Genomic DNA, 18,332 nt, shown 5'->3' on the forward strand with positions numbered 1-18,332 from the left:
CCCCCCCCCCCCCCCCCCCCCCCCCCCCCCCCCCCCCCCCCCCAGCGCCGTGCCGAGGGCGACGTACACGCTGACGGTGTTGCGGCCGACTGTCTGCGCGCTGCGCAGCGCATCGACGGCTGCGACGTGGTCACCGGCCCGAGCATGCGCTTCTGCGGCGGTGACGAACCAGACTGCCGCGCTGCCATCGTCTCCCGCCGCGGCGAAATGACGGCCGACGCGGTCCGCGGCGGCCGGGCCGATCCCTGACCGACGGGCGAGTGCGTCAGCCGCACGCGCGTGGAGGAGTCTTTCACGGGCGAGCGGAAGGCCTTCTCGGCAGACGTCGGCGACGAGCCGGTGCGCGACCCGCACCTCCGAGGCATCCGTCGCCCCGGCCACAGTGATCAGCCCCACGCCCGTGCCCTCTGCAATCGCCGCGCCGGTCTCGTCGGCGGTGCGCCCAGCGACGTCACGCAGCAGATCGGTGTCCACAGGTGTCGCGAGCACGGCCAGCGCCTCGATGATCTGCCGTGTGGTGTCGCCGACGGCGAGCAGGCGATTGAGCACCCCCGCCGCCGCTCCCTCTACGGCGGCGAGTTCCTCATCCGGTCGCGCGGGCGCGGTCACCGCCGACCGTGCAATCGCGCGATCTGCGCTCTCCGGAGCCTGGAGCGTGCCGGTGCGCACGCGCTCCATGAGCGCCTGGGTGGTCGGCAGCGGTGCGATGCCGAGCTGGGTGTCCAGCACCTCGACGAGAGTCCTGTACGCGGCGAACGCTCCGGGGCGATCACCTTGGGCCGCGAGCAGGTGGATCAGGTCGACGTGCGCCGGTTCGGCGAGAGGATCCACGGCGATCCGCCGCCGGGCGTGGCCGAGCGCATCACCGGGGCGCCCTCCGCGCAGTGCGTGAGTGACGAGCATGCCCAGCACGAGGGACAGGTCATCGCGAAGGCTCGCAGCGATGGTCACCTGCCACTGGTCGAACTCGCGCGCGTCCCGAAGCGAGAATCCGTCGAGGAAGTCGCCGGTGAAGCGCTCTGCCGCTCGGCCCCAATCCGACGAGGCATCGGAAGCTACCAGGCGTCGAAACTCGACGGCATCGCAGCGAACGCGTCCGCCGTCCAGTGAGATCGCATCCCCGTCGACGATGATCTCCGGCACCGCGGCTGCAGCGACCGAGAGCGTGCGGCGCAGTGCGGCGCGCGCATGCGACCGGTCGAGATCGGTCCAGAGGATCTCGCACAGCGCGTCGCGGCCGATGGTCCGTTCTTCGACGCTGAGGTAGGCGAGGAGTGCGACGGCCTTTCGCGTGTCGAAGCGGACGTTCACCGCATCGCGGCGCACACGGGGTGGTCCGAGCCATCGGAAGTCCAGCATGCAGGCGACGGTAGCGCTCAACCGTAACGGCGGGCAATGCTCGAGTGTCCAGCCGTAACGCTCTCGGAACGCCCGCTGTGGCACCTTCGGGGCATGCCGAAGACCAGCCGTGCGGAGAGACGTGTTATGCGCGCCGAGCAGGTCCAGCCCGCCGAGCACATCGAGATCGAGATCGACGAGCAGGATCCGGTGCTGCGCTACCTCGCCACTACCTCGGGCCCCCTCGACATCGCCGCGCTGCCCCATTCCCCTGCGACTGAGCGGATGCGGGAGCAGGGCGTTCAGGTCATCGTGCCACTGGTCACCAGCGGCGAACTGGTCGCCCTCATCGCGCTCGGCCCGCGACGGTCGGAGCGCGGATACGCCCGCAGCGACAGGCGGCTGCTCGATGCGCTCGCGCGTTACGCCGCTCCTGCGCTCCGGCTCGGGCAGATGATGCGCGCTCAGGAGCGCGAGGCGCGCGACCGCGAGCGGATCGAGCAGGAGTTGCATGTCGCTCAGCTGATCCAGCAGCAGTTCCTCCCCACCGAGCTGCCCGAGCTCGGGGGCTGGCATCTCGACGCCTTCTACATGCCGGCGCGCACCGTCGGCGGCGACTTCTACGACGTGATCGATCTCGGCGGTGACCGTGTGCTGGTCGTCGCCGGAGACGTCACCGACAAGGGCGTGCCGGCCGCGCTCGTGATGGCGAGCACACATGCACTGCTGCGCTCGGCCGCTCAGAACTCGGCGCATCCCGGCGAAGTGCTGCAGCGCGTGAACGAACTGCTCGTGACGCAGATTCCCGCCAGCATGTTCGTGACGTGCCTGGCGCTGAGCATCGATCTGACCACCGGTGCGGCGACGTTCGCGAACGCGGGACACAATCTCCCCTACGTGCGCCGTCGAAGCGGCGAGGTCGAGCAACTCTCTGCCCGCGGCATGCCGCTGGGCTTGATGCCGGGCAGTCAGTACGACGAGACCCGCACCACGATCGGGCTCGGCGAACTCCTGCTGCTCTACAGCGACGGGATCACCGAGCAGCACGACGCGCACGGAGAGATGTTCGACTACTCGCGCACCGAGGCGGTCGTTCGGAATGCGACAGGCAGCGCCGACCTGGTCCACCGTGTCACGGCCGTCCTCGCGGAGTTTCAGGGCGACGTCGAGCAGGAGGACGACATCACGCTGGTGGCGCTCCATCGGGGCGCGGCGGGCGCGAGCACCGACACGGTGCGATTCGCGGTCCCCAGTGAGCTCGGCAACGAGCGCGAAGCCATGGATCGTGTCGCGGCCATCGTCGGCGATGCTCTCGCCGCGGAGCGCCTCGACGCGCTCAAGACCGCCGTGAGCGAGATGGCGATGAACGCGATCGAGCACGGCAACCGCGCCGATCCGCGACTGGACTGCGAAGTGACGGTGCGTCGCACGGCCGAGACCGTGGTCGTGGAGATCGCCGACTTCGGCCGTGGCCGCCACGAGATGCCTGACGTCCCCGACCTCGACCTCAAGCTCGCGGGGCTCCAGTCACCCCGTGGATGGGGCCTCTTCCTCGCCCGGAGCCTCGTCGATGACATCGAGGAGTTCAGCGACGGTGACCGACACCTCGTTCGTCTGACCATGCGCGTTCGCGCGGCCGAAGGAGTCAACCGATGAGCATCGACGTCTCCGTGAAGACCCTCGAGGACGAAGCGGTCCTGCTTCTCAGTGGCCGGATCGACCGCGAAGCCGCTGCCGAACTGGAATCGGCATGGATATCGGCACGCGCGACCTCGCCGTCCACTGTCCTGCTCGACTTCAGCAGGATCGACTACATCAACTCCACCGGCATCGCACTCATCGTGGGCTTCATCACGCAGGCGCGCGCCTCCGGCGTCAGCCTCCGAGCGGCCGGGCTCACTGAGCACTACCGCCACATCTTCGATATCACCCGACTCAGCGACTACATCGAGATCGCCTAGGAGCGCAGCATGCCCGCGAATCCAGCCACATTCATCACCACCGACCTCGGATCGGGCGCAGCATCCGTCGCGGTGCATGGCGAAGTCACGAACGCGTGCGAGCAGCCGCTGCTCACCGCGCACGAGCAGGCCACGGATGCCGGCGCCCGGCGCATCGTGCTCGACTTCACGGGCATGGACTACATGAACAGCGGAGGCATCGGCCTGATCGTCACGATGCTGGTGCGTGCTCAGCGCAGGAATCAGTCCGTCGCCGCGGTCGGTCTCACCGAGCACTACCGGCAGATTTTCCAGCTCACCCGTCTCGACGAGGCGATCGGCCTGTACGACGACATCGAGACCGCGACACGGAGTTGAGGTGGCGAAGATGACGAGTTCCGAGCCGGGCCCGCGCAACGAGGGCCACTGGGCGAAGCCGGTCGATCGCCTGCACGTCGAGGGTGCGGCGAGCGAGAAGGCTTTCAACGTCGAGGGCAAGCGGGTCGCCGGCCCGCAGCAGGCATTCGGCTCCCTCTGGGACCGCACCTTCACCATCGCCCTCGGCACCGCGATCGCCGCGGAGGCGCTGGTCGCCGACTGGAAGGCGCACTTCGGCGACTTCTGGCCGAAGAATGCGACCTTCCACGCCACAGGGACGATCAAGGCCGGCGACGTCACTCCGTTGACGACCGGCGGGCTCAGCACCGGAATCCTCGTGATGTACGAGGATGACACCTCGTTCTCGTACATCACGCCGGAAGGTCACATGTTCGGCGCCATGATTACTTTCTCGGCGCGCAGTGAGGATGCCGGAACGGTCGCCGAGATCCGGATGCTGGTGCGCCCCTACGACCCGGTCATCCAGCTCATGTTCCCCATGGTCGCGAAGGTCGAAGCGGACTTCTGGAAGCAGACGCTGCGCAATATCGCCGCCAAGCACGGTGTCGCGGGGGCAGAGCCGACGGAAGTCACCGTGTGCGTGGACCGGCTGTTCATCTGGCGCAACTGGACGAACGTCTTCCACGGCGTGTTGATGAGCAACGTTCGACACCGCCTGGCCGGGCGGCGGGGATCTTCGCAATGACCGTATCCGGGCCGACCGCTCCCATCCTGCGATACGCGCTGCTCTCGCTCGGTGTGGCCGCGTTCATCGTCGTCGGCGTCATCAGCACGGTGGCCGGCTCCCCGACGATGCTCATCTCCTTCACAGGGTTCTCCGTCGTCGGGGCGCTCATCCTGGCTCGGCAGCCCCGCAACGGCGTCGGCTGGCTGCTGTTCGGCCTGGGACTCATCGCGACGGCATCCGGCCTGCTCGAGATCTTCGCCAGACAGACGGGCTCGGTCCACGTGGAAGCCATCCATACAGGCATGGCGTGGCTCGTCTGGGGGACGATGCCACTGATCGGCCTGTTCTTTCCGACAGGCAGGGTGCAGACGCGATTCGGTCAGTGGGTGCTGCGGGCCGCGATCGCGGTGGTGGGTGTGGCAGCGATCGCAGCCCTCTTCGGCGATGAGTTGGAGTCAGGTCGGGCAAACCCGCTGGCGCGCACCGCGTTGGCGGCGCAGATCGATCTGTTCAACTCCGTTCTCATCTATCCGCTGTTCTTCGTGATCGTCATCTGCATCCTCGTCGACGTCGCGGTGCGCTGGGCGCGTGCCGGCAGCGTCGAGCGCCTGCAGTACCGGTGGCTGGTGTTCGGGCTGGCCGTCGTCATCGTCGACATCATCTCCGTAGGAATCCTGTCCGCGATCCTCCCCGACGATTCGCCGTGGTTCGCGGTCTTCGGCGTGCTCGGGGTTGTCGTCAACTTCATTCCTGTGGCGATCTACATCGCCGTCAGCCGCCATGGTCTCTACGACCTCGGCCGGGTCGTCTCCCGAACCATCAGCTACGGCCTCATCCTGATGGTCGTGGTCGGGATCTACGTCGGGGTGGTGATCGGGGTCGGCTCGCTCGTCCCCGCCGACAACCCGATCCCGGTCGCCGTGGCGACCCTCATCGTCGCGTCCGTGTTCCTCCCGCTGCTGCGCTGGCTGCAGCGCGGTCTGGACCGCCGGTTCGATCGCGCGCATTACAACGCCGAAGCCGTCGTCGAGACGTTCGGCAGCCGCCTCCGCTCCGAAGTCGATCCCGACACGATAGCTCCGGAACTGCTCGCGACCGTCGATCGCACGTTCCAGCCGACCACGATCGGCCTGTGGACGAGATGATCCGCCGGACCTGGATCGCCCATGCGCTCGCCCTCTACACCCTGACCGGGTTCGTCGCCTCCTTCTTCGCTCCGGAGGATCCGATCACCGCCGCGCGCCTGGCAGAGGCCGCGGGCAGCTCGAGCGGTGAGGCTCAGTCGTGGAATTCCGTCGTCGGGCTGCTGGCGATCAGCGTGTTCCTGCTCACCACACTTGCCACAGGCTGGCTGATCGCCTGGAAGCGCCCGGGCAACTCGCTCGGCTGGGTGATCCTCGCCATCCCGGTGCTGTTCGCGACCATGCCGATCCTGACCCTCGCCGGCTACTGGCTCATCCCCGTGGATGAGACCGCCGCAGGCTGGCTCCTGCTGATTGCGGGAGCCAACGGCGAGGCGAACATGAGCTGGCTGCCGCCCATCGGACTGCTCATGACCCAGGTGCCGTTGCGATTCCCCACCGGTCGTCTGCCGTCGGCCCGATGGCGCGCGTGGTCGTGGTTCACGATCGTCTGGATCGTGATCGCGACAGCGATCGGGAGCACCGCGCCCGAGGTCGCGGCACTCGGCGTCGGCTACGGAGTCGACAGTCCTCTCGCGTTCATTGCGTGGGGCGATGCGGCCGGCGTCGTCTCCGCGATCATCTTCAGCGTGCTCGGCATCGCCTTCTTCGGATCGCTCACCTCCCTGTTCGTGCGCTATCGCAGTGCGGATGCCCAGGAGCGCACGCAGCTGCGGTGGATGTTCTGGGGGTGCGCGGTCCCGATCACCCTGCTTGTGCTCTCGTGGGCGATCAGCGGTGCGCTGTCGGCAGAGCCGTGGGCCCGCGAGATGGACGTGACGGCGTTCGTTGCGCTGTCGTACTCGTTCATTCCGCTGTCGATCCTCTTCGCCGTCCTTCGCCTCGGGCTCTATGCGATCGACCGGATCATCTCGCGGACGATCTCCTACGCCCTCGTGCTGCTCACGATCGTCGGCATCTACGTCGGGATCGTGATCGGTGTCGGGTCGCTGTTCGACGGCGCCAACCAGGTGCTGGTCGCTCTTGCGACGCTGATCGCCGCGGCGGCGTTCCTCCCCTTGATGCGCTGGCTTCAGCGCGTGCTCGATCGGCGCTTCGATCGAGCACGGTACGACGCGGAGGCCGTCGTCGAGGAGTTCGGCAGCCGCATCCAGACTCAAGTCGACCCGGAGGCCACCGTCCCCGAACTCCGGCGCGCCGTCGAGCGCACACTGCAGCCCGCGACGGTGGGCGTATGGGTGCGCGGAGCCCCGCGATGACCAGGACCGCCGTGCTCTGGCATTCGATGCTGGTCGATGACCGCATGTGGGACAAGGTCGCGCCGGCGTTCGCTCAATCCCGCTACCTGTTGCGCATCAGCGGGCCGGGCCATCTCGGCGGCCCGCCGGCGCCGCGAGGATCATCACTCGACGACTGCGTGTCACTCGCTCGGAGCGGATGATGATGATCGCGCTCCAAAGCTCATTGCGCATCGTCGGCGCAACGCGCCCGATCCGACGAACAATCGCAGCGGGCATGCTCGCCGATCAGTCGAGGAAGCAGCGAACGGCAACCGCGTACCTGGATGACTGTCTGCTTCGCGCCGACAGATCGAGTCTGGCCCGCATGATCGGGGCAGTGTCGATCCGGCGGGCCGATCTCACCCCGCTGAGCGCCGACCTGACGATGCCCACGTTGTTCGTCTCGGGTGAGGAGGACCGCGTCTGGGGGCAGGAAGCCGCCCCCAGCCTGCGCCCCGCGCAACCGCCGCGCACCGTCGTCACCGTTCCGGGAGCGCGCCACCTCACCCCGTTCGAGGCGCCGACTGCCACGATGGATCTCGTGCACGCCTTCTGGAGTCGCGTTGACTGATCTCGATGCGGTCGTGGTCGGCGCGGGGGTCAACGGGCTCGTCGCGGCGGTCGTGCTGGCTGAGGCCGGGATGCGGGTCACGGTGATCGAGGCCGAGTCGCGCCCCGGCGGGGCGCTGCGATCCGAGGAGCTCACACTTCCCGGGTTCGTCCACGACATCGGGGCTACGGTCCTCTCGCTCGGCCTCGCCTCTCCCGCGATGCGCGCGCTGGGGATCACGCCCGCGGGGGTCGAGTTCCTGCACGCTGCGGCCCCACTCGGCCACGCGATCCGGCCGGGCGAGTCGGTGCTTCTCCGCCGGTCCCATCAGGAGACCGCAGCGGGTCTGGGACGAGACGGGCGACGTTGGTCGGCCGTGCTCGGCGGTCTCGCGGACCGATGGGAGGGACTCGCCGAGTCTGTGCTCGATCTCTCCCACCTCCCGCCCCGCGCCCCGCTCACGCTGGCCAAATTCGGTCTCCATGGCGGCTGGCCGGCGTCGACGCCGATCAGGCACGGCTTCCACCAGGAGCCTGCGCGAGCCCTGTTCGCCGGTCTCGCCGCCCACTCGTTCCTGCCGCTCACAGCCCTCGGGTCATCCGCGTTTGGGATCGTGCTCGGGTCCTTCGCGCACGCCGTCGGGTGGCCGGTCGCCGCCGGCGGGTCCGAGCGACTCGTCGACGCACTCGTCGCACGGTTGCGATCGCTCGGCGGCGACGTCGTCACCGGCACTCGGATCACCGACCTCGGCCAGCTGCCGAGCGCTCGGACCGTCGTCCTCGATGTGGATGCGCGGCAGTTTGCTCGCATCGCTGGAGACCGGCTGCCGGCACGCTACCGGCGTCGGCTCGAGCGCTGGCGCTACGGACCCGCGGCCTACAAGATCGACTGGGCGCTGGATGGGCGTATCCCCTGGACCGACGAGGAACTCGCCGCTGTCGGCACCGTTCACATTGGCGGCACCGCGGAAACAGTGATCGCGTCGGAGTCCGCAGTGGCCGCCGGTCGGGTCTCAGACGATCCGTATGTGCTGCTGGTACAGGCCAGCGTCGCCGATCCGTCGCGCGCGCCGATCGGCAAGCAGACGGGCTGGGCCTACATCCACGTGCCGAACGGCTGGCGCGGCGACGCGACCGTGCTTATCGAAGATCGCATCGAACGGTTCGCACCCGGGTTCCGCGAACGCATCCTCGCCCGCCACGTCTGGACGCCGTCCGCTCTCGAAGCGTGGGACGCGAACCTCGTCGGCGGCGACATCGGCGGCGGCGCGAACGATGTCGCGCAGCTGTTCGCCCGGCCGCGCCTGTCGCACGCGCCGTGGCGCACACCGCTCCGCGGCGTCTACCTGGCATCCACTTCGGTTCTGCCTGGCGGCGGTGCGCACGGGATGGCAGGTTGGAACGCCGCCCACGACGCACTGCGCCACCTCATCTCGTGAAGCACGCCGCAGTCCCCTCAAGTGCAGTGCCCGCAAAGGAGATGGAAGCCTGACCCGGAGTGAAGTTTTGGTGCTTTACCGGGAGTTTTGGTGGACCTGAGGGGACTCGAACCCCTGACCCCCTGCATGCCATGCAGGTGCGCTACCAGCTGCGCCACAGGCCCTCTGTCGCCGTCGAGGCAACTCGTCAAGCCTACTACATGCCGAACCGTGCTGAGGACCATGCCCGCTAATCGGCGCGGGCGGGGAGCTCCACAGGAATGACCGGACAGTCCTTCCACAGACGCTCCAGCCCGTAGAAGGTGCGCTCCTCTTCGTGGAAGACGTGGACGACGAGGTCACCGAAGTCCAGAAGCACCCAGCGCGCCTGGTCGCGGCCCTCGCGGCGCAGCCGCTTGAAGCCGTTCTCCAGCATCTTGTCTTCGATCTCGTCGGCGATCGCAGCGACGTTCCGCTCACTGCGTCCACTCACGAGCAGGAAGGCATCCACGAGCGGAAGAGGCTCCGACACGTCGAGCGCGACGAAGTCCTCTCCGCCCTTGCTGTCGGCGGCGGCCGCGGCGACCTGCACCAGTTCGCGGGTCTGTTCGGTGACGGCCATCAGAGCACTCCTGTCGCGATCGCCAGAATGAGCACGCCGGCGAGGGCCAGCGCGAGGACGCCCGCGGTGATCGCGAGGGCCATCATGAGTCGGCTGCCCTTTTCGGGTGCCGGCGGACGGATGATGTCTTCTGCACTCTTGATCGTGCTGATCGCCGAGCTCGCGGCGATCGGTGTCGGGGAGGATGCTGCCGGGATCTCGCCGTCGACGAGGACGGTGTCGACGTCCTTGCCATCGGCGGATCCTGGGACCGAACCGGTCGAGCCGTAGCTGTCGGGCAGTGAGAAGGTGCCGGTGATGATCACTTCGCCCGTGGCGGTGACGGGCGACGTCAGCGACGACGTCTCAGGCGTCTGAGAGAGGATCAGCGCGTTCGTCGACGACGAGGCGCCGTTGCCCTGGCGGGAAAGCAGGCGGTCGAACGACGGCGGCAATTCGACCTCGAGTGCGACGGGAGCCGGTTCTGCGGGTGCTTCCTCGGCAGCGGGCTGGTCCTCGGCCTGTTCAGCTTCGTCCTCGGCCTGTTCAGCCTCGTCCGCCGGTTCGGTCGATTGCTCGTTCGCGTCGGCGATGTCTTCCGAGACGGCGTCCTCGACGGCATCGGATGCCGACTCGTCCGCCTTCCCCGGGGCCTCGACAGCGGCAGTCGTGTCGGTGTCGTCATCGGATGCCGGTTCGACGACGTCCTCGACGACGTCCGCGTCCTCAGCGACATCCGGTTGCGCGGCGGCCCCATCGGCCGACTCCGGCGCGATGACCGGGATCGATGCGGTGCGCAGACGCTCCTGCTGGCGCGCCTGACGCCGCGTCAGCGCAGGGATCGTGAGGTCGACGGTGGCGTCAGCGACCGGTGGCTCTCCGATCATGGGCGGTACAGCGGGGCGAGGCAACGGCGCCTCGACGGGCGCCTCTGTCGCACGGGCCTCGGCCTCCGCATGGGCGGCCGCCTCGACGTCCGGGGTGATGATCGGGGTCGAAGCGGTGTTGCGCAGCTCGCGCAGCTGTCTGCGCGTGAGTGGAGGAGTCTCCGGCTGGTCGGGTTCAGTCATGCCTTGCTCCGGTAAAGGTGATGCTTCGCAATGTATTGGACGACACCGTCCGGAACCAGGTACCACACCGGGTGTCCGGAATGTACGCGCGCCCGGCAGTCGGTCGACGAGATCGCCAGGGCGGGGATCTCGAGCACGCTCACGTCGTCGCTGGGCAAGTCGGCCACGTTCAAGACGTGCCCCGGTCGCGACACGGCCACGAAATGGGCGAGGTCCCAGAGTCCATCATGATCGCGCCAGCTGAGGATCTGCGCAATGGCGTCCGCACCGGTGATGAAGAAGAGCTCGGCGTCGGGCCGCTGCGCCTTCAGATCGCGGAGGGTGTCGATCGTATAGGTCGGGCCGGAGCGGTCGATGTCGACCCGGCTCACCGTGAACTGCGGATTCGACGCGGTCGCGATGACCGTCATCAGATAGCGGTGCTCGCTCTCGGTGACATCGTCCTTCTGCCACGGCTCCCCCGTGGGCACGAACACGACCTCATCGAGACCGAACGACTGTGCGACCTCACTGGCCGCCACGAGGTGCCCATGATGGATGGGGTCGAACGTGCCACCCATGACCCCGATGCGGGGTCTGCGCGCGGAAGCCATCCGACCGGCCTCAGTGGTGGCCGTGCCCCGCCTGCAGTTCGGCGGCGTGCGACTTCGCGTAGGCCTCGGCCTTCTGCGAGTGGCGGTTCGCCACGTTGCGGAACGAGATGGTGACCAGCCCGAGCGCCAAGAAGATGACGAGGGCGATGATGCCGAAACCGACGTTGTCGAACAAGCCGACGTGGTGCTCCCCCTCGGCAGCGGCGAGGACGGCGGTTGTGGCGAAGGTCATTCCGGCTCCGATCGTGGTGGCGACGTGCGCTGTTCAGTCTATGCGTTCACGGGCGGATCTGCCCGTCGCCGCGCGCCAGCCACTTCGTGCTGGTGAGCTCTGGCAGGCCCATCGGGCCACGGGCGTGGAGCTTCTGCGTCGAGATGCCGACCTCTGCGCCGAATCCGAACTCGCCCCCATCGGTGAAGCGGGTCGACGCATTGGCCATCACCACGGCCGCGTCGACCTCTGCGAGGAATCGCTCGGCGCGTGCTGTGTCGTCCGTGATGATCGACTCGGTGTGCTGTGTGGAGTAAGTACGAATGTGCTCGAGCGCCGCATCCAGATCATCCACGACCCGCATCGAGAGGTCGAGGCTCATGTGCTCGGTGGCCCAATCGGCGTCTGTCGCGGGAACGGCAGACGGCACGAGCGCACGCACTGCCTCGTCTCCGTGGATCGTCACACCGGCGTCGATGAGTCCGGCGGCGACGGCGGGGACGAGGCGATCGGCCGCGTCGGCGAGCACGAGCACCGTCTCGACCGCGTTGCACACACTCGGGCGCTGGGCTTTCGCATTCACGACGATCTCACGCGCCCGCTCGGTCGGCGCCGTGCTGTCGAGCACGATGTGCACGACGCCCGCGCCGGTCTCGATGACCGGGACCGACGACTCGGTCACGACCGTCTCGATCAGTGCCGCGCTCCCCCGCGGAACCAGCACATCGACCAGCCCGCGCGCCTGCATGAGCGCCCGGGCGCCGTCGCGACCGAAGTCGTCGACGGTCTGGATGGCCTCGGGGTCGACACCGGCATCCGCCAGCGCGCTGCGCATCGTGGTGACGAGCGCCTGATTCGTGTGCAACGCGGCGGTGCCGCCGCGGAGGACGACCGCGTTGCCGGAGCGCAGCGCGAGTGCCGCGATGTCGACGGTGACGTTCGGTCGAGCCTCGTAGATCGAACCGACCACGCCGAACGGCACGGACACCTTTTGCAGGTGCAGCCCGTTGGGCAGCGTGCGCTCGTCGAGCACGCGCCCCACCGGGTCGGGCAGCGTGGCGACGGCGCGCACGGCGTCGGCGAGGGCCTGCACGCGGCCGGCATCCAGGGTCAGTCGGTCGAGCAGCCCCGTCGAGATGCCGTCCGTGCGACCGCGTTCCAGGTCGACGGCGTTGGCTGCGACGATCTCGCTGCTGTCGCGTTCGATGGCCGACGCGATGCCGTCGAGCAGTGCGGTCTTCGCCGCGTCGTCCAGCAGTGCGACGCGGCGGGAGGCGGCGCGCGCGAGCTCCATGCGCTCCTGGGCGGAGCGGGCGGCGATGGTCGTCGTCATGTCGCCAGTCTATCGGCGGCCCGCGTGCTCAGACGGTGCGCACCGAGCCCGTCCCAGACACCTGGGGCGCGTCGAGGGCCGGCGCGAACCAGGTGCCCACCGCGGCACCGTCCAGCGCTTCGGCGATGAGGTCGGCGCTCGTGACCAGCGTGCCCACACCCGCGTGCGCGGCCAGGCGAGCGGCCGTCGCCTTCGTCGCAGCACCGCCGGTGCCGACGCTGTTGACGACCACCGAGCCGAACTCGTACCCGGAGAGATCGTCGTCGGCATCCACCCGGTCGATCGGCCGCGCCCCCGGTTCACCGGGCGGGCGCGTGTACAGGCTCTCGATGTCGCTCAGCAGAATCAGCGCGTCCGCACCGATCAGCTGCGCGACGAGCGCCGCGAGCCGGTCGTTGTCGCCGAAGCGGATCTCGTGGGTCGCGACGGTGTCGTTCTCATTGACGATCGGCAGGATTCGAAGTCCCAGCAGACGGTCGAGCGCGCGACGCGCGTTGGAACGGTGTGTCGGGTTCTCGAGGTCGCCCGCCGTCAACAGGACCTGACCGGCGAGGATGCGAAACCGGTCCAGGGAGGTCTGATAGCGCCACATGAGCACGTTCTGCCCGACGGCGGCAGCGGCCTGCTGCGTCGCGAGATCGTTGGGGCGCCCGCCCAGATCGAGGAACGGGATCGCCGTGGCGATCGCACCGGACGAGACGAGCACCACCTCGGTGCCGCGACCGTGCACCGTCGAAATCGCCTCGACGAGAGGATCGATGCGAAAGGCCGCGTCGCCACTGATGGACGACGAGCCGACCTTGACGACGACACGACGAGCTGCGGGGATATCCGCGCGCTCGAGCACGGTCATTCGTCGTCCTCGTCGTCCCAGGTCGCGCCGGCGACGCGTTCGCGCTCGAGCTCCGCGCGTGCCTCGGCCTTCGCATCCATGCGGTCGTGGTACCGCTCGCGACGCTGCGACGTGGTGCGCCGCGGGTTGAGATCCAGACGCGGATCGGTGCCACGCGGCGCCGTCATGAGCTCCGCGGCAGAACTGAGCGACGGATGCCAGTCGAACACGATGCCGTCGCCGGGGCCGATGACGACCGTGGAACCGGCCTGTGCGCCTACGCGGAACAGCTCGTCCTCGACGCCGAGCTTCTCGAGCCGGTCCGCCAGGAAGCCGACAGCCTCCTCGTTCTGGAAGTCGGTCTGCTGCACCCAGCGCACCGGCTTTGCGCCGAGGATGCGATAGATGTTGCCGTACGTGCCGCCCTCGACGCGGATCTCGAACTCGCGTTCGGCGCCCTTGGGGCGGATCACGACACGCTCCGGCGGCACGTCCACGGCCTGCGCGGTGCGGTGCTGCGAGATGATGTCGCCGAGCGCGAACGAGAGCTGCCGCAAGCCTTCGTGGCTGACGGTCGAGATCTCGAACACCCGGTAGCCGCGCGCTTCGAGGTCGGGCCGGACGAGATCGGCAAGATCCTTCGCCTCGGGCACGTCGACCTTGTTGAGCGCGATGAGCTGCGGGCGTTCGAGCAGCGGCACCTGTCCTTCGGGCACGGGATAGTTCTCGAGTTCGCGCAGGATGACGTCGAGATCGCTCAGCGGGTCTCGCCCGGGTTCGAGGGTCGCGCAGTCGAGCACGTGGACGAGCGCGGTGCACCGCTCGACGTGCCGCAGGAACTCGAGCCCGAGGCCGCGGCCCTCGCTGGCTCCCTCGATGAGGCCGGGGACGTCGGCGACGGTGAAGCGGACGTCGCCGGCCTGGACGACACCGAGGTTCGGGTGCAGCGTCGTGAACGGGTAGTCGGCGATCTTCGGTCGCGCTGCTGAGACGGCCGCGATGAGACTGGACTTGCCCGCGGAGGGGAATCCGACGAGTGCAACGTCGGCGACGGTCTTCAGTTCGAGCTGGACATCGCCCTCCCAGCCCGGCGTGCCGAGCAGCGCGAAGCCGGGTGCCTTGCGCTTGGGTGAGGCCAGCGCCGCATTACCCAGCCCACCCTGCCCGCCGGGAGCGACGACGAAGCGCATCCCGGGGGTGACGAGGTCGGCGAGCACGTCGCCGTCTTCGGTCTTGACGACGGTGCCCACCGGCACCGACAGGTCGAGGTGCTCGCCCGCGGCGCCGGAGCGGTTGTCACCCATGCCGAACCCACCGTTGCCCGCCGAGCGGTGCGGCGAGTGGTGGTACGACAGCAACGTGGTGACCTGGGGGTCCGCGACGAGGACGACGTCACCGCCGTTGCCGCCGTTGCCGCCGTCGGGGCCGGCCAGCGGCTTGAACTTCTCGCGGCGCACCGAGACGCAGCCGTTTCCGCCCTTGCCTGCGCGCAAGTGCAGCGTGACGCGGTCGACGAAGGTCACCATGCCTGTCTCCCTCGGTCGATGTCAGGTGGATACAGGTGAGGGGCGAGCCGAAGCCCGCCCCTCACCGAGAAATCGTGTGGCTTACTCGGCCGCTGCGACGATGTTGACGACCTTGCGGCCGCCCTTCGCGCCGAACTCGACCGCACCTGCGGCCAGTGCGAACAGCGTGTCGTCGCCACCGCGGCCGACGTTGGCGCCGGGGTGGAAGTGGGTGCCGCGCTGACGGACGAGGATCTCGCCGGCGTTGACGGTCTGGCCGCCGAAACGCTTCACGCCGAGGCGCTGTGCGTTGGAGTCACGACCGTTGCGGGTGGAGCTTGCGCCCTTCTTGTGTGCCATGTCTGTGTCTCCCTGGCTTACTTGATGCCGGTGATCTTGACGCGCGTGAGGTCCTGACGGTGGCCCTGGCGCTTCTTGTAACCGGTCTTGTTCTTGAACTTCTGGATGATGATCTTCGGGCCGCGCTCCTCGCCGAGGACCTCAGCGGTGACCTTGACCTTCGCGAGCTTGTCGGCGTCGGTCGTCACGGCGTCGCCGTCGACGAAGAGGACGGCGGGAAGCTCGATCTTGTCGCCGACCTTCGCCTGCTGGCGGTCGAGCACGACGATGGTGCCGACTTCGACCTTCTCCTGACGGCCGCCGGCGCGCACAACTGCGTAAACCACTTCACACCTTGTTTCTTCTGTTGGAGCGCACGGCTCCGGTTTGTCCTGTGAGACTGGGAAGTCCTGGTGCGGAAGCTGAGCTCGGTCGCCATAGGCCTGCGACACGTGACGCACCAAGGGTCGAGTTTACCGGATGCGGAACGTGAGAGCAAAAGCGCGCCGCAGCGTGTTGCTCGCGGCTTACGATCACGGGATGACCATCCTCGTCGACGACCCACGCTGGCCCGCACACGGGCGGCTGTGGGCGCACCTGGTCAGCGACAGCGACCTCGACGAACTGCATGTTTTCGCGGCGGCGAACGGCATCCCGCGTCGCGCATTCGACCTCGACCACTACGACGTTCCGGACGACGCAGTCGGGCGGCTGGTCGCGGCCGGCGCCGTACCCGTGTCAGGGCACGAACTCGTGCGGCGGTTGATCGCCTCGGGTCTGCGCGTCACCGCCCGCGAACGTCGGGGGCGGTGACCCACTCACTCCACGTCGGGCGTCGCTGACACCGGCGTGCCGCTGAGTGCGGCAGTCGTGACCCGGCGACGACCGCGGCCCTGGCCCGGTGCTTTCGGCTCGGGGAGGGCGTTCAGCACCGAGTCGAGCAGCATGTCGGTCTCGGTCTTGGGAGCGCCGGCATCCGCCTTCTTGCGACGCGGCTTCTTCGGCCGTTCGACGGGGGCTTCTTCTTCGACGACGGGCGCGGCATCCGGCACCGGATGGATCGTGGATGCCGCGATCTGCGCGAGCGCCGACTTCGCACCCTCGGTGATCACGTGCGTCCCGCCGTTCGATGCGGGCGGCGTCGAGCCGCCACCGTTGGAGGCGTTCGAACCGTTCGAGCCGCGCGAGCGACGCTGGCCGCCGTTCTGCTGCGGTGAGCGGTGCTTGACGACGGGATCGTGGTGCACGATGACGCCGCGGCCGGCGCACACTTCGCAGGCCTCGCTGAAGGTCTCGAGCAGCCCGAGACCGAGCTTCTTGCGCGTCATCTGGACGAGGCCGAGCGAGGTCACCTCGGCGACCTGGTGCTTCGTGCGGTCACGGCTCAGGCATTCGACGAGTCGCCGCAGCACAAGGTCGCGGTTCGACTCGAGCACCATGTCGATGAAGTCGACGACGATGATGCCGCCGATGTCGCGCAGGCGCAGCTGGCGGACGATCTCCTCGGCCGCCTCGAGGTTGTTCTTGGTGACCGTCTCTTCGAGGTTGCCGCCCGATCCGACGAACTTGCCGGTGTTGACGTCGACGACGGTCATCGCCTCGGTGCGGTCGATCACGAGCGAACCGCCGGAGGGCAGCCAGACCTTGCGGTCGAGCGCCTTCTCGATCTGCTCGGTGACGCGGTGGGCGTCGAAGGGATCCTGTTCGTCTTCGTACTTCTCGACCCGCTCGAGCAGATCGGGCGCCACGCCCTTGAGGTACGAGGTGATGGTCGACATCGCCTCGTCGCCCTGGATGAGCATCTTCGAGAAGTCCTCGTTGAACACATCGCGCACGATCTTGACCAACAGGTCGGGCTCAGAGTGCAGCAGCGACGGCGCCTGCCCCGACTCGGACTGCGTGCTGATGTGCTCCCACTGGGACGTCAGGCGCTGCACGTCGCGGGTGAGCTGCTCCTCGGTGGCTCCCTCGGCTGCGGTGCGCACGATGACACCGGAGGACTCGGGCAGCACCTCCTTGAGGATCTTCTTCAAGCGCGCGCGCTCGGTGTCGGGGAGCTTCCGCGAGATGCCGTTCATGGCGCCGCCGGGCACATACACGAGGTAACGGCCGGGCAGTGAGATCTGGCTGGTCAGACGGGCGCCCTTGTGGCCGACCGGGTCCTTCGTGACCTGAACGAGCACCTTGTCGCCAGACTTCAGCGCCAGTTCGATGCGTCGCGGCTGGTTGCCGGTCTCGACGGCGTCCCAGTCCACCTCGCCTGAGTAGAGCACGGCGTTGCGGCCGCGCCCGATGTCGACGAAGGCGGCCTCCATGCTCGGCAGGACGTTCTGCACGCGACCGAGGTAGACGTTGCCGATGAGCGATGCGTCCTGGTTGCGGGCCACGTAGTGCTCGACGAGCACGTTGTCTTCGAGGACCGCGATCTGCACGCGACCGTTCTTGGAGCGGACGATCATGACGCGGTCGACCGCTTCGCGACGTGCGAGGAACTCGGCCTCGGTGACGACCGCGCGACGGCGACCGGCCTCACGGCCGTCACGACGGCGCTGCTTCTTCGCCTCGAGACGAGTCGATCCCTTGATGCGCTGCGGTTCGGTGACGACCTCGACGGCGCGACGGCGCGGTGATCCGCCGCCGCTGTCGGCGCTGGATCCGGAGTCGTCGCCGCCTCCCCCACCGCGACGCCGGCGTCGACGCGAAGATCCGCCAGATGCCGCCTGGTCGTCTCCGTCGGATTCGTCTTCGGGTCGGGCCGGGAGCGGCACGATCGCCGGTGCATAGAACATCAGCTGGGTCGAGACCGCCGAGACGAAGTTCTCGGGCAGGAGTCCGAGCGAGACCGCGGTCACGGGTGTCTCCGCCTCGGGCTCGGCTGCTTCCGCCTCGGGCTCGGCTGCTTCCGCCTCGGGCTCGGCTGCTTCCGCCTCGGGCTCGGCTGCTTCCGCCTCGGGCTCGGCCGCGTCAGGCTCGGCCGCGTCAGGCTCGGCCGCTGCGGGCGCTTCGTCGGTGGCCGGCGCCTCAGCGGTCGTGGCCTCCTCCGGGAAGGTCAGCGTCGGCGCCTCAACGTCGGTCGCATCGGAGTCGGGTGTCGTGTTGTTCTCGTCGGCCATCA

At 68.5% G+C, this 18,332-nt stretch carries 21 protein-coding genes and 1 tRNA gene; 10 read left to right on the plus strand and 12 right to left on the minus strand.

Annotated features, from left to right (window positions below; translation table 11 throughout):
• Nucleotides 1-1,326: AfsR/SARP family transcriptional regulator (locus AC3ENX_RS12115; protein ID WP_434812134.1), on the minus strand; the 1,326-nt coding region annotated here is incomplete at its 3' end.
• Nucleotides 1,327-1,485: 159 nt separating this feature from the next.
• Between AC3ENX_RS12115 and AC3ENX_RS12120 the strand changes: the two genes are divergently transcribed.
• From AC3ENX_RS12120 to AC3ENX_RS12160, 9 genes are all read left to right on the plus strand, one after another.
• Nucleotides 1,486-2,994, plus strand: a complete 1,509-nt coding sequence (locus tag AC3ENX_RS12120; RefSeq protein WP_434812135.1) for an ATP-binding SpoIIE family protein phosphatase — start codon at nucleotides 1,486-1,488, stop codon at nucleotides 2,992-2,994.
• On the plus strand, nucleotides 2,991-3,299 hold the full coding sequence (locus AC3ENX_RS12125) for an STAS domain-containing protein (RefSeq protein ID WP_434812136.1): 309 nt from the start codon (nucleotides 2,991-2,993) through the stop codon (nucleotides 3,297-3,299). The genes AC3ENX_RS12120 and AC3ENX_RS12125 overlap by 4 nt, the downstream gene beginning before the upstream one ends.
• Before the next feature lie 9 nt (nucleotides 3,300-3,308).
• On the plus strand, nucleotides 3,309-3,656 hold the full coding sequence (locus AC3ENX_RS12130; protein WP_312677308.1) for an STAS domain-containing protein: 348 nt from the start codon (nucleotides 3,309-3,311) through the stop codon (nucleotides 3,654-3,656).
• Nucleotides 3,657-3,666: 10 nt separating this feature from the next.
• Nucleotides 3,667-4,362, plus strand: a complete 696-nt coding sequence (locus AC3ENX_RS12135; RefSeq protein WP_312677310.1) for a hypothetical protein — start codon at nucleotides 3,667-3,669, stop codon at nucleotides 4,360-4,362.
• On the plus strand, nucleotides 4,359-5,489 hold the full coding sequence (locus AC3ENX_RS12140; protein WP_434812137.1) for a hypothetical protein: 1,131 nt from the start codon (nucleotides 4,359-4,361) through the stop codon (nucleotides 5,487-5,489). Before AC3ENX_RS12135 ends, AC3ENX_RS12140 begins: the two co-directional genes overlap by 4 nt.
• On the plus strand, nucleotides 5,477-6,745 hold the full coding sequence (locus AC3ENX_RS12145) for a hypothetical protein (RefSeq protein WP_434812138.1): 1,269 nt from the start codon (nucleotides 5,477-5,479) through the stop codon (nucleotides 6,743-6,745). Before AC3ENX_RS12140 ends, AC3ENX_RS12145 begins: the two co-directional genes overlap by 13 nt.
• Entirely contained in the window at nucleotides 6,742-6,927 is a 186-nt protein-coding gene (locus tag AC3ENX_RS12150; protein WP_434812139.1) for a hypothetical protein, read from the plus strand. Before AC3ENX_RS12145 ends, AC3ENX_RS12150 begins: the two co-directional genes overlap by 4 nt.
• 164 nt (nucleotides 6,928-7,091) lie before the next feature.
• Complete coding sequence (locus AC3ENX_RS12155; RefSeq protein WP_434812140.1) at nucleotides 7,092-7,337, plus strand: alpha/beta fold hydrolase; 246 nt, start codon at nucleotides 7,092-7,094, stop codon at nucleotides 7,335-7,337.
• Nucleotides 7,330-8,754 carry a phytoene desaturase family protein gene (locus AC3ENX_RS12160; protein WP_434812141.1) on the plus strand — a complete coding sequence of 475 codons (1,425 nt, stop codon included), beginning with the start codon at nucleotides 7,330-7,332 and terminating at the stop codon, nucleotides 8,752-8,754. The genes AC3ENX_RS12155 and AC3ENX_RS12160 overlap by 8 nt, the downstream gene beginning before the upstream one ends.
• Nucleotides 8,755-8,842: 88 nt before the next feature.
• On the opposite strand, the gene AC3ENX_RS12165 is transcribed toward AC3ENX_RS12160, so the two are convergent.
• The 10 genes from AC3ENX_RS12165 to rplU form a co-directional block, all read right to left on the minus strand.
• Nucleotides 8,843-8,918 (minus strand) — tRNA-Ala (locus AC3ENX_RS12165).
• A gap of 65 nt (nucleotides 8,919-8,983) precedes the next feature.
• Nucleotides 8,984-9,355, minus strand: a complete 372-nt coding sequence (rsfS, locus tag AC3ENX_RS12170; RefSeq protein WP_434812142.1) for a ribosome silencing factor — start codon at nucleotides 9,353-9,355, stop codon at nucleotides 8,984-8,986.
• Nucleotides 9,355-10,404, minus strand: coding sequence for a hypothetical protein (locus AC3ENX_RS12175; RefSeq protein ID WP_434812143.1), 1,050 nt, complete (start codon nucleotides 10,402-10,404; stop codon nucleotides 9,355-9,357). Before AC3ENX_RS12175 ends, rsfS begins: the two co-directional genes overlap by 1 nt.
• Nucleotides 10,401-10,997 carry a nicotinate-nucleotide adenylyltransferase gene (nadD, locus tag AC3ENX_RS12180; RefSeq protein WP_434812144.1) on the minus strand — a complete coding sequence of 199 codons (597 nt, stop codon included), beginning with the start codon at nucleotides 10,995-10,997 and terminating at the stop codon, nucleotides 10,401-10,403. The genes AC3ENX_RS12175 and nadD overlap by 4 nt, the downstream gene beginning before the upstream one ends.
• A gap of 10 nt (nucleotides 10,998-11,007) precedes the next feature.
• Nucleotides 11,008-11,229 (minus strand): hypothetical protein, encoded by a 222-nt coding sequence (locus tag AC3ENX_RS12185; protein WP_434812145.1) that lies wholly within the window; start codon nucleotides 11,227-11,229, stop codon nucleotides 11,008-11,010.
• A 46-nt stretch (nucleotides 11,230-11,275) separates the two neighbouring features.
• Nucleotides 11,276-12,541, minus strand: coding sequence for a glutamate-5-semialdehyde dehydrogenase (locus AC3ENX_RS12190; protein ID WP_434812146.1), 1,266 nt, complete (start codon nucleotides 12,539-12,541; stop codon nucleotides 11,276-11,278).
• 28 nt (nucleotides 12,542-12,569) lie between these two features.
• Entirely contained in the window at nucleotides 12,570-13,394 is an 825-nt protein-coding gene (proB, locus tag AC3ENX_RS12195) for a glutamate 5-kinase (RefSeq protein WP_434812147.1), read from the minus strand.
• A complete protein-coding gene (gene obgE, locus AC3ENX_RS12200) occupies nucleotides 13,391-14,899 on the minus strand; it encodes a GTPase ObgE (protein WP_434812148.1) in 1,509 nt (502 codons plus the stop codon). Before obgE ends, proB begins: the two co-directional genes overlap by 4 nt.
• 81 nt (nucleotides 14,900-14,980) lie before the next feature.
• On the minus strand, nucleotides 14,981-15,238 hold the full coding sequence (gene rpmA, locus AC3ENX_RS12205) for a 50S ribosomal protein L27 (RefSeq protein WP_434812149.1): 258 nt from the start codon (nucleotides 15,236-15,238) through the stop codon (nucleotides 14,981-14,983).
• Nucleotides 15,239-15,255: 17 nt separating this feature from the next.
• Nucleotides 15,256-15,564 (minus strand): 50S ribosomal protein L21, encoded by a 309-nt coding sequence (gene rplU / locus AC3ENX_RS12210; protein ID WP_434812150.1) that lies wholly within the window; start codon nucleotides 15,562-15,564, stop codon nucleotides 15,256-15,258.
• A 193-nt stretch (nucleotides 15,565-15,757) separates the two neighbouring features.
• Here rplU and AC3ENX_RS12215 point away from each other — a divergent pair, with 193 nt between their 5' ends.
• Entirely contained in the window at nucleotides 15,758-16,030 is a 273-nt protein-coding gene (locus AC3ENX_RS12215; protein ID WP_434812151.1) for a DUF4031 domain-containing protein, read from the plus strand.
• Between the two features lie 5 nt (nucleotides 16,031-16,035).
• On the opposite strand, the gene AC3ENX_RS12220 is transcribed toward AC3ENX_RS12215, so the two are convergent.
• On the minus strand, nucleotides 16,036-18,330 hold the full coding sequence (locus AC3ENX_RS12220) for an Rne/Rng family ribonuclease (protein ID WP_434812152.1): 2,295 nt from the start codon (nucleotides 18,328-18,330) through the stop codon (nucleotides 16,036-16,038).
• Nucleotides 18,331-18,332 lie beyond the last annotated feature (2 nt).

This window comes from Microbacterium sp. bgisy189, from assembly GCF_057707225.1.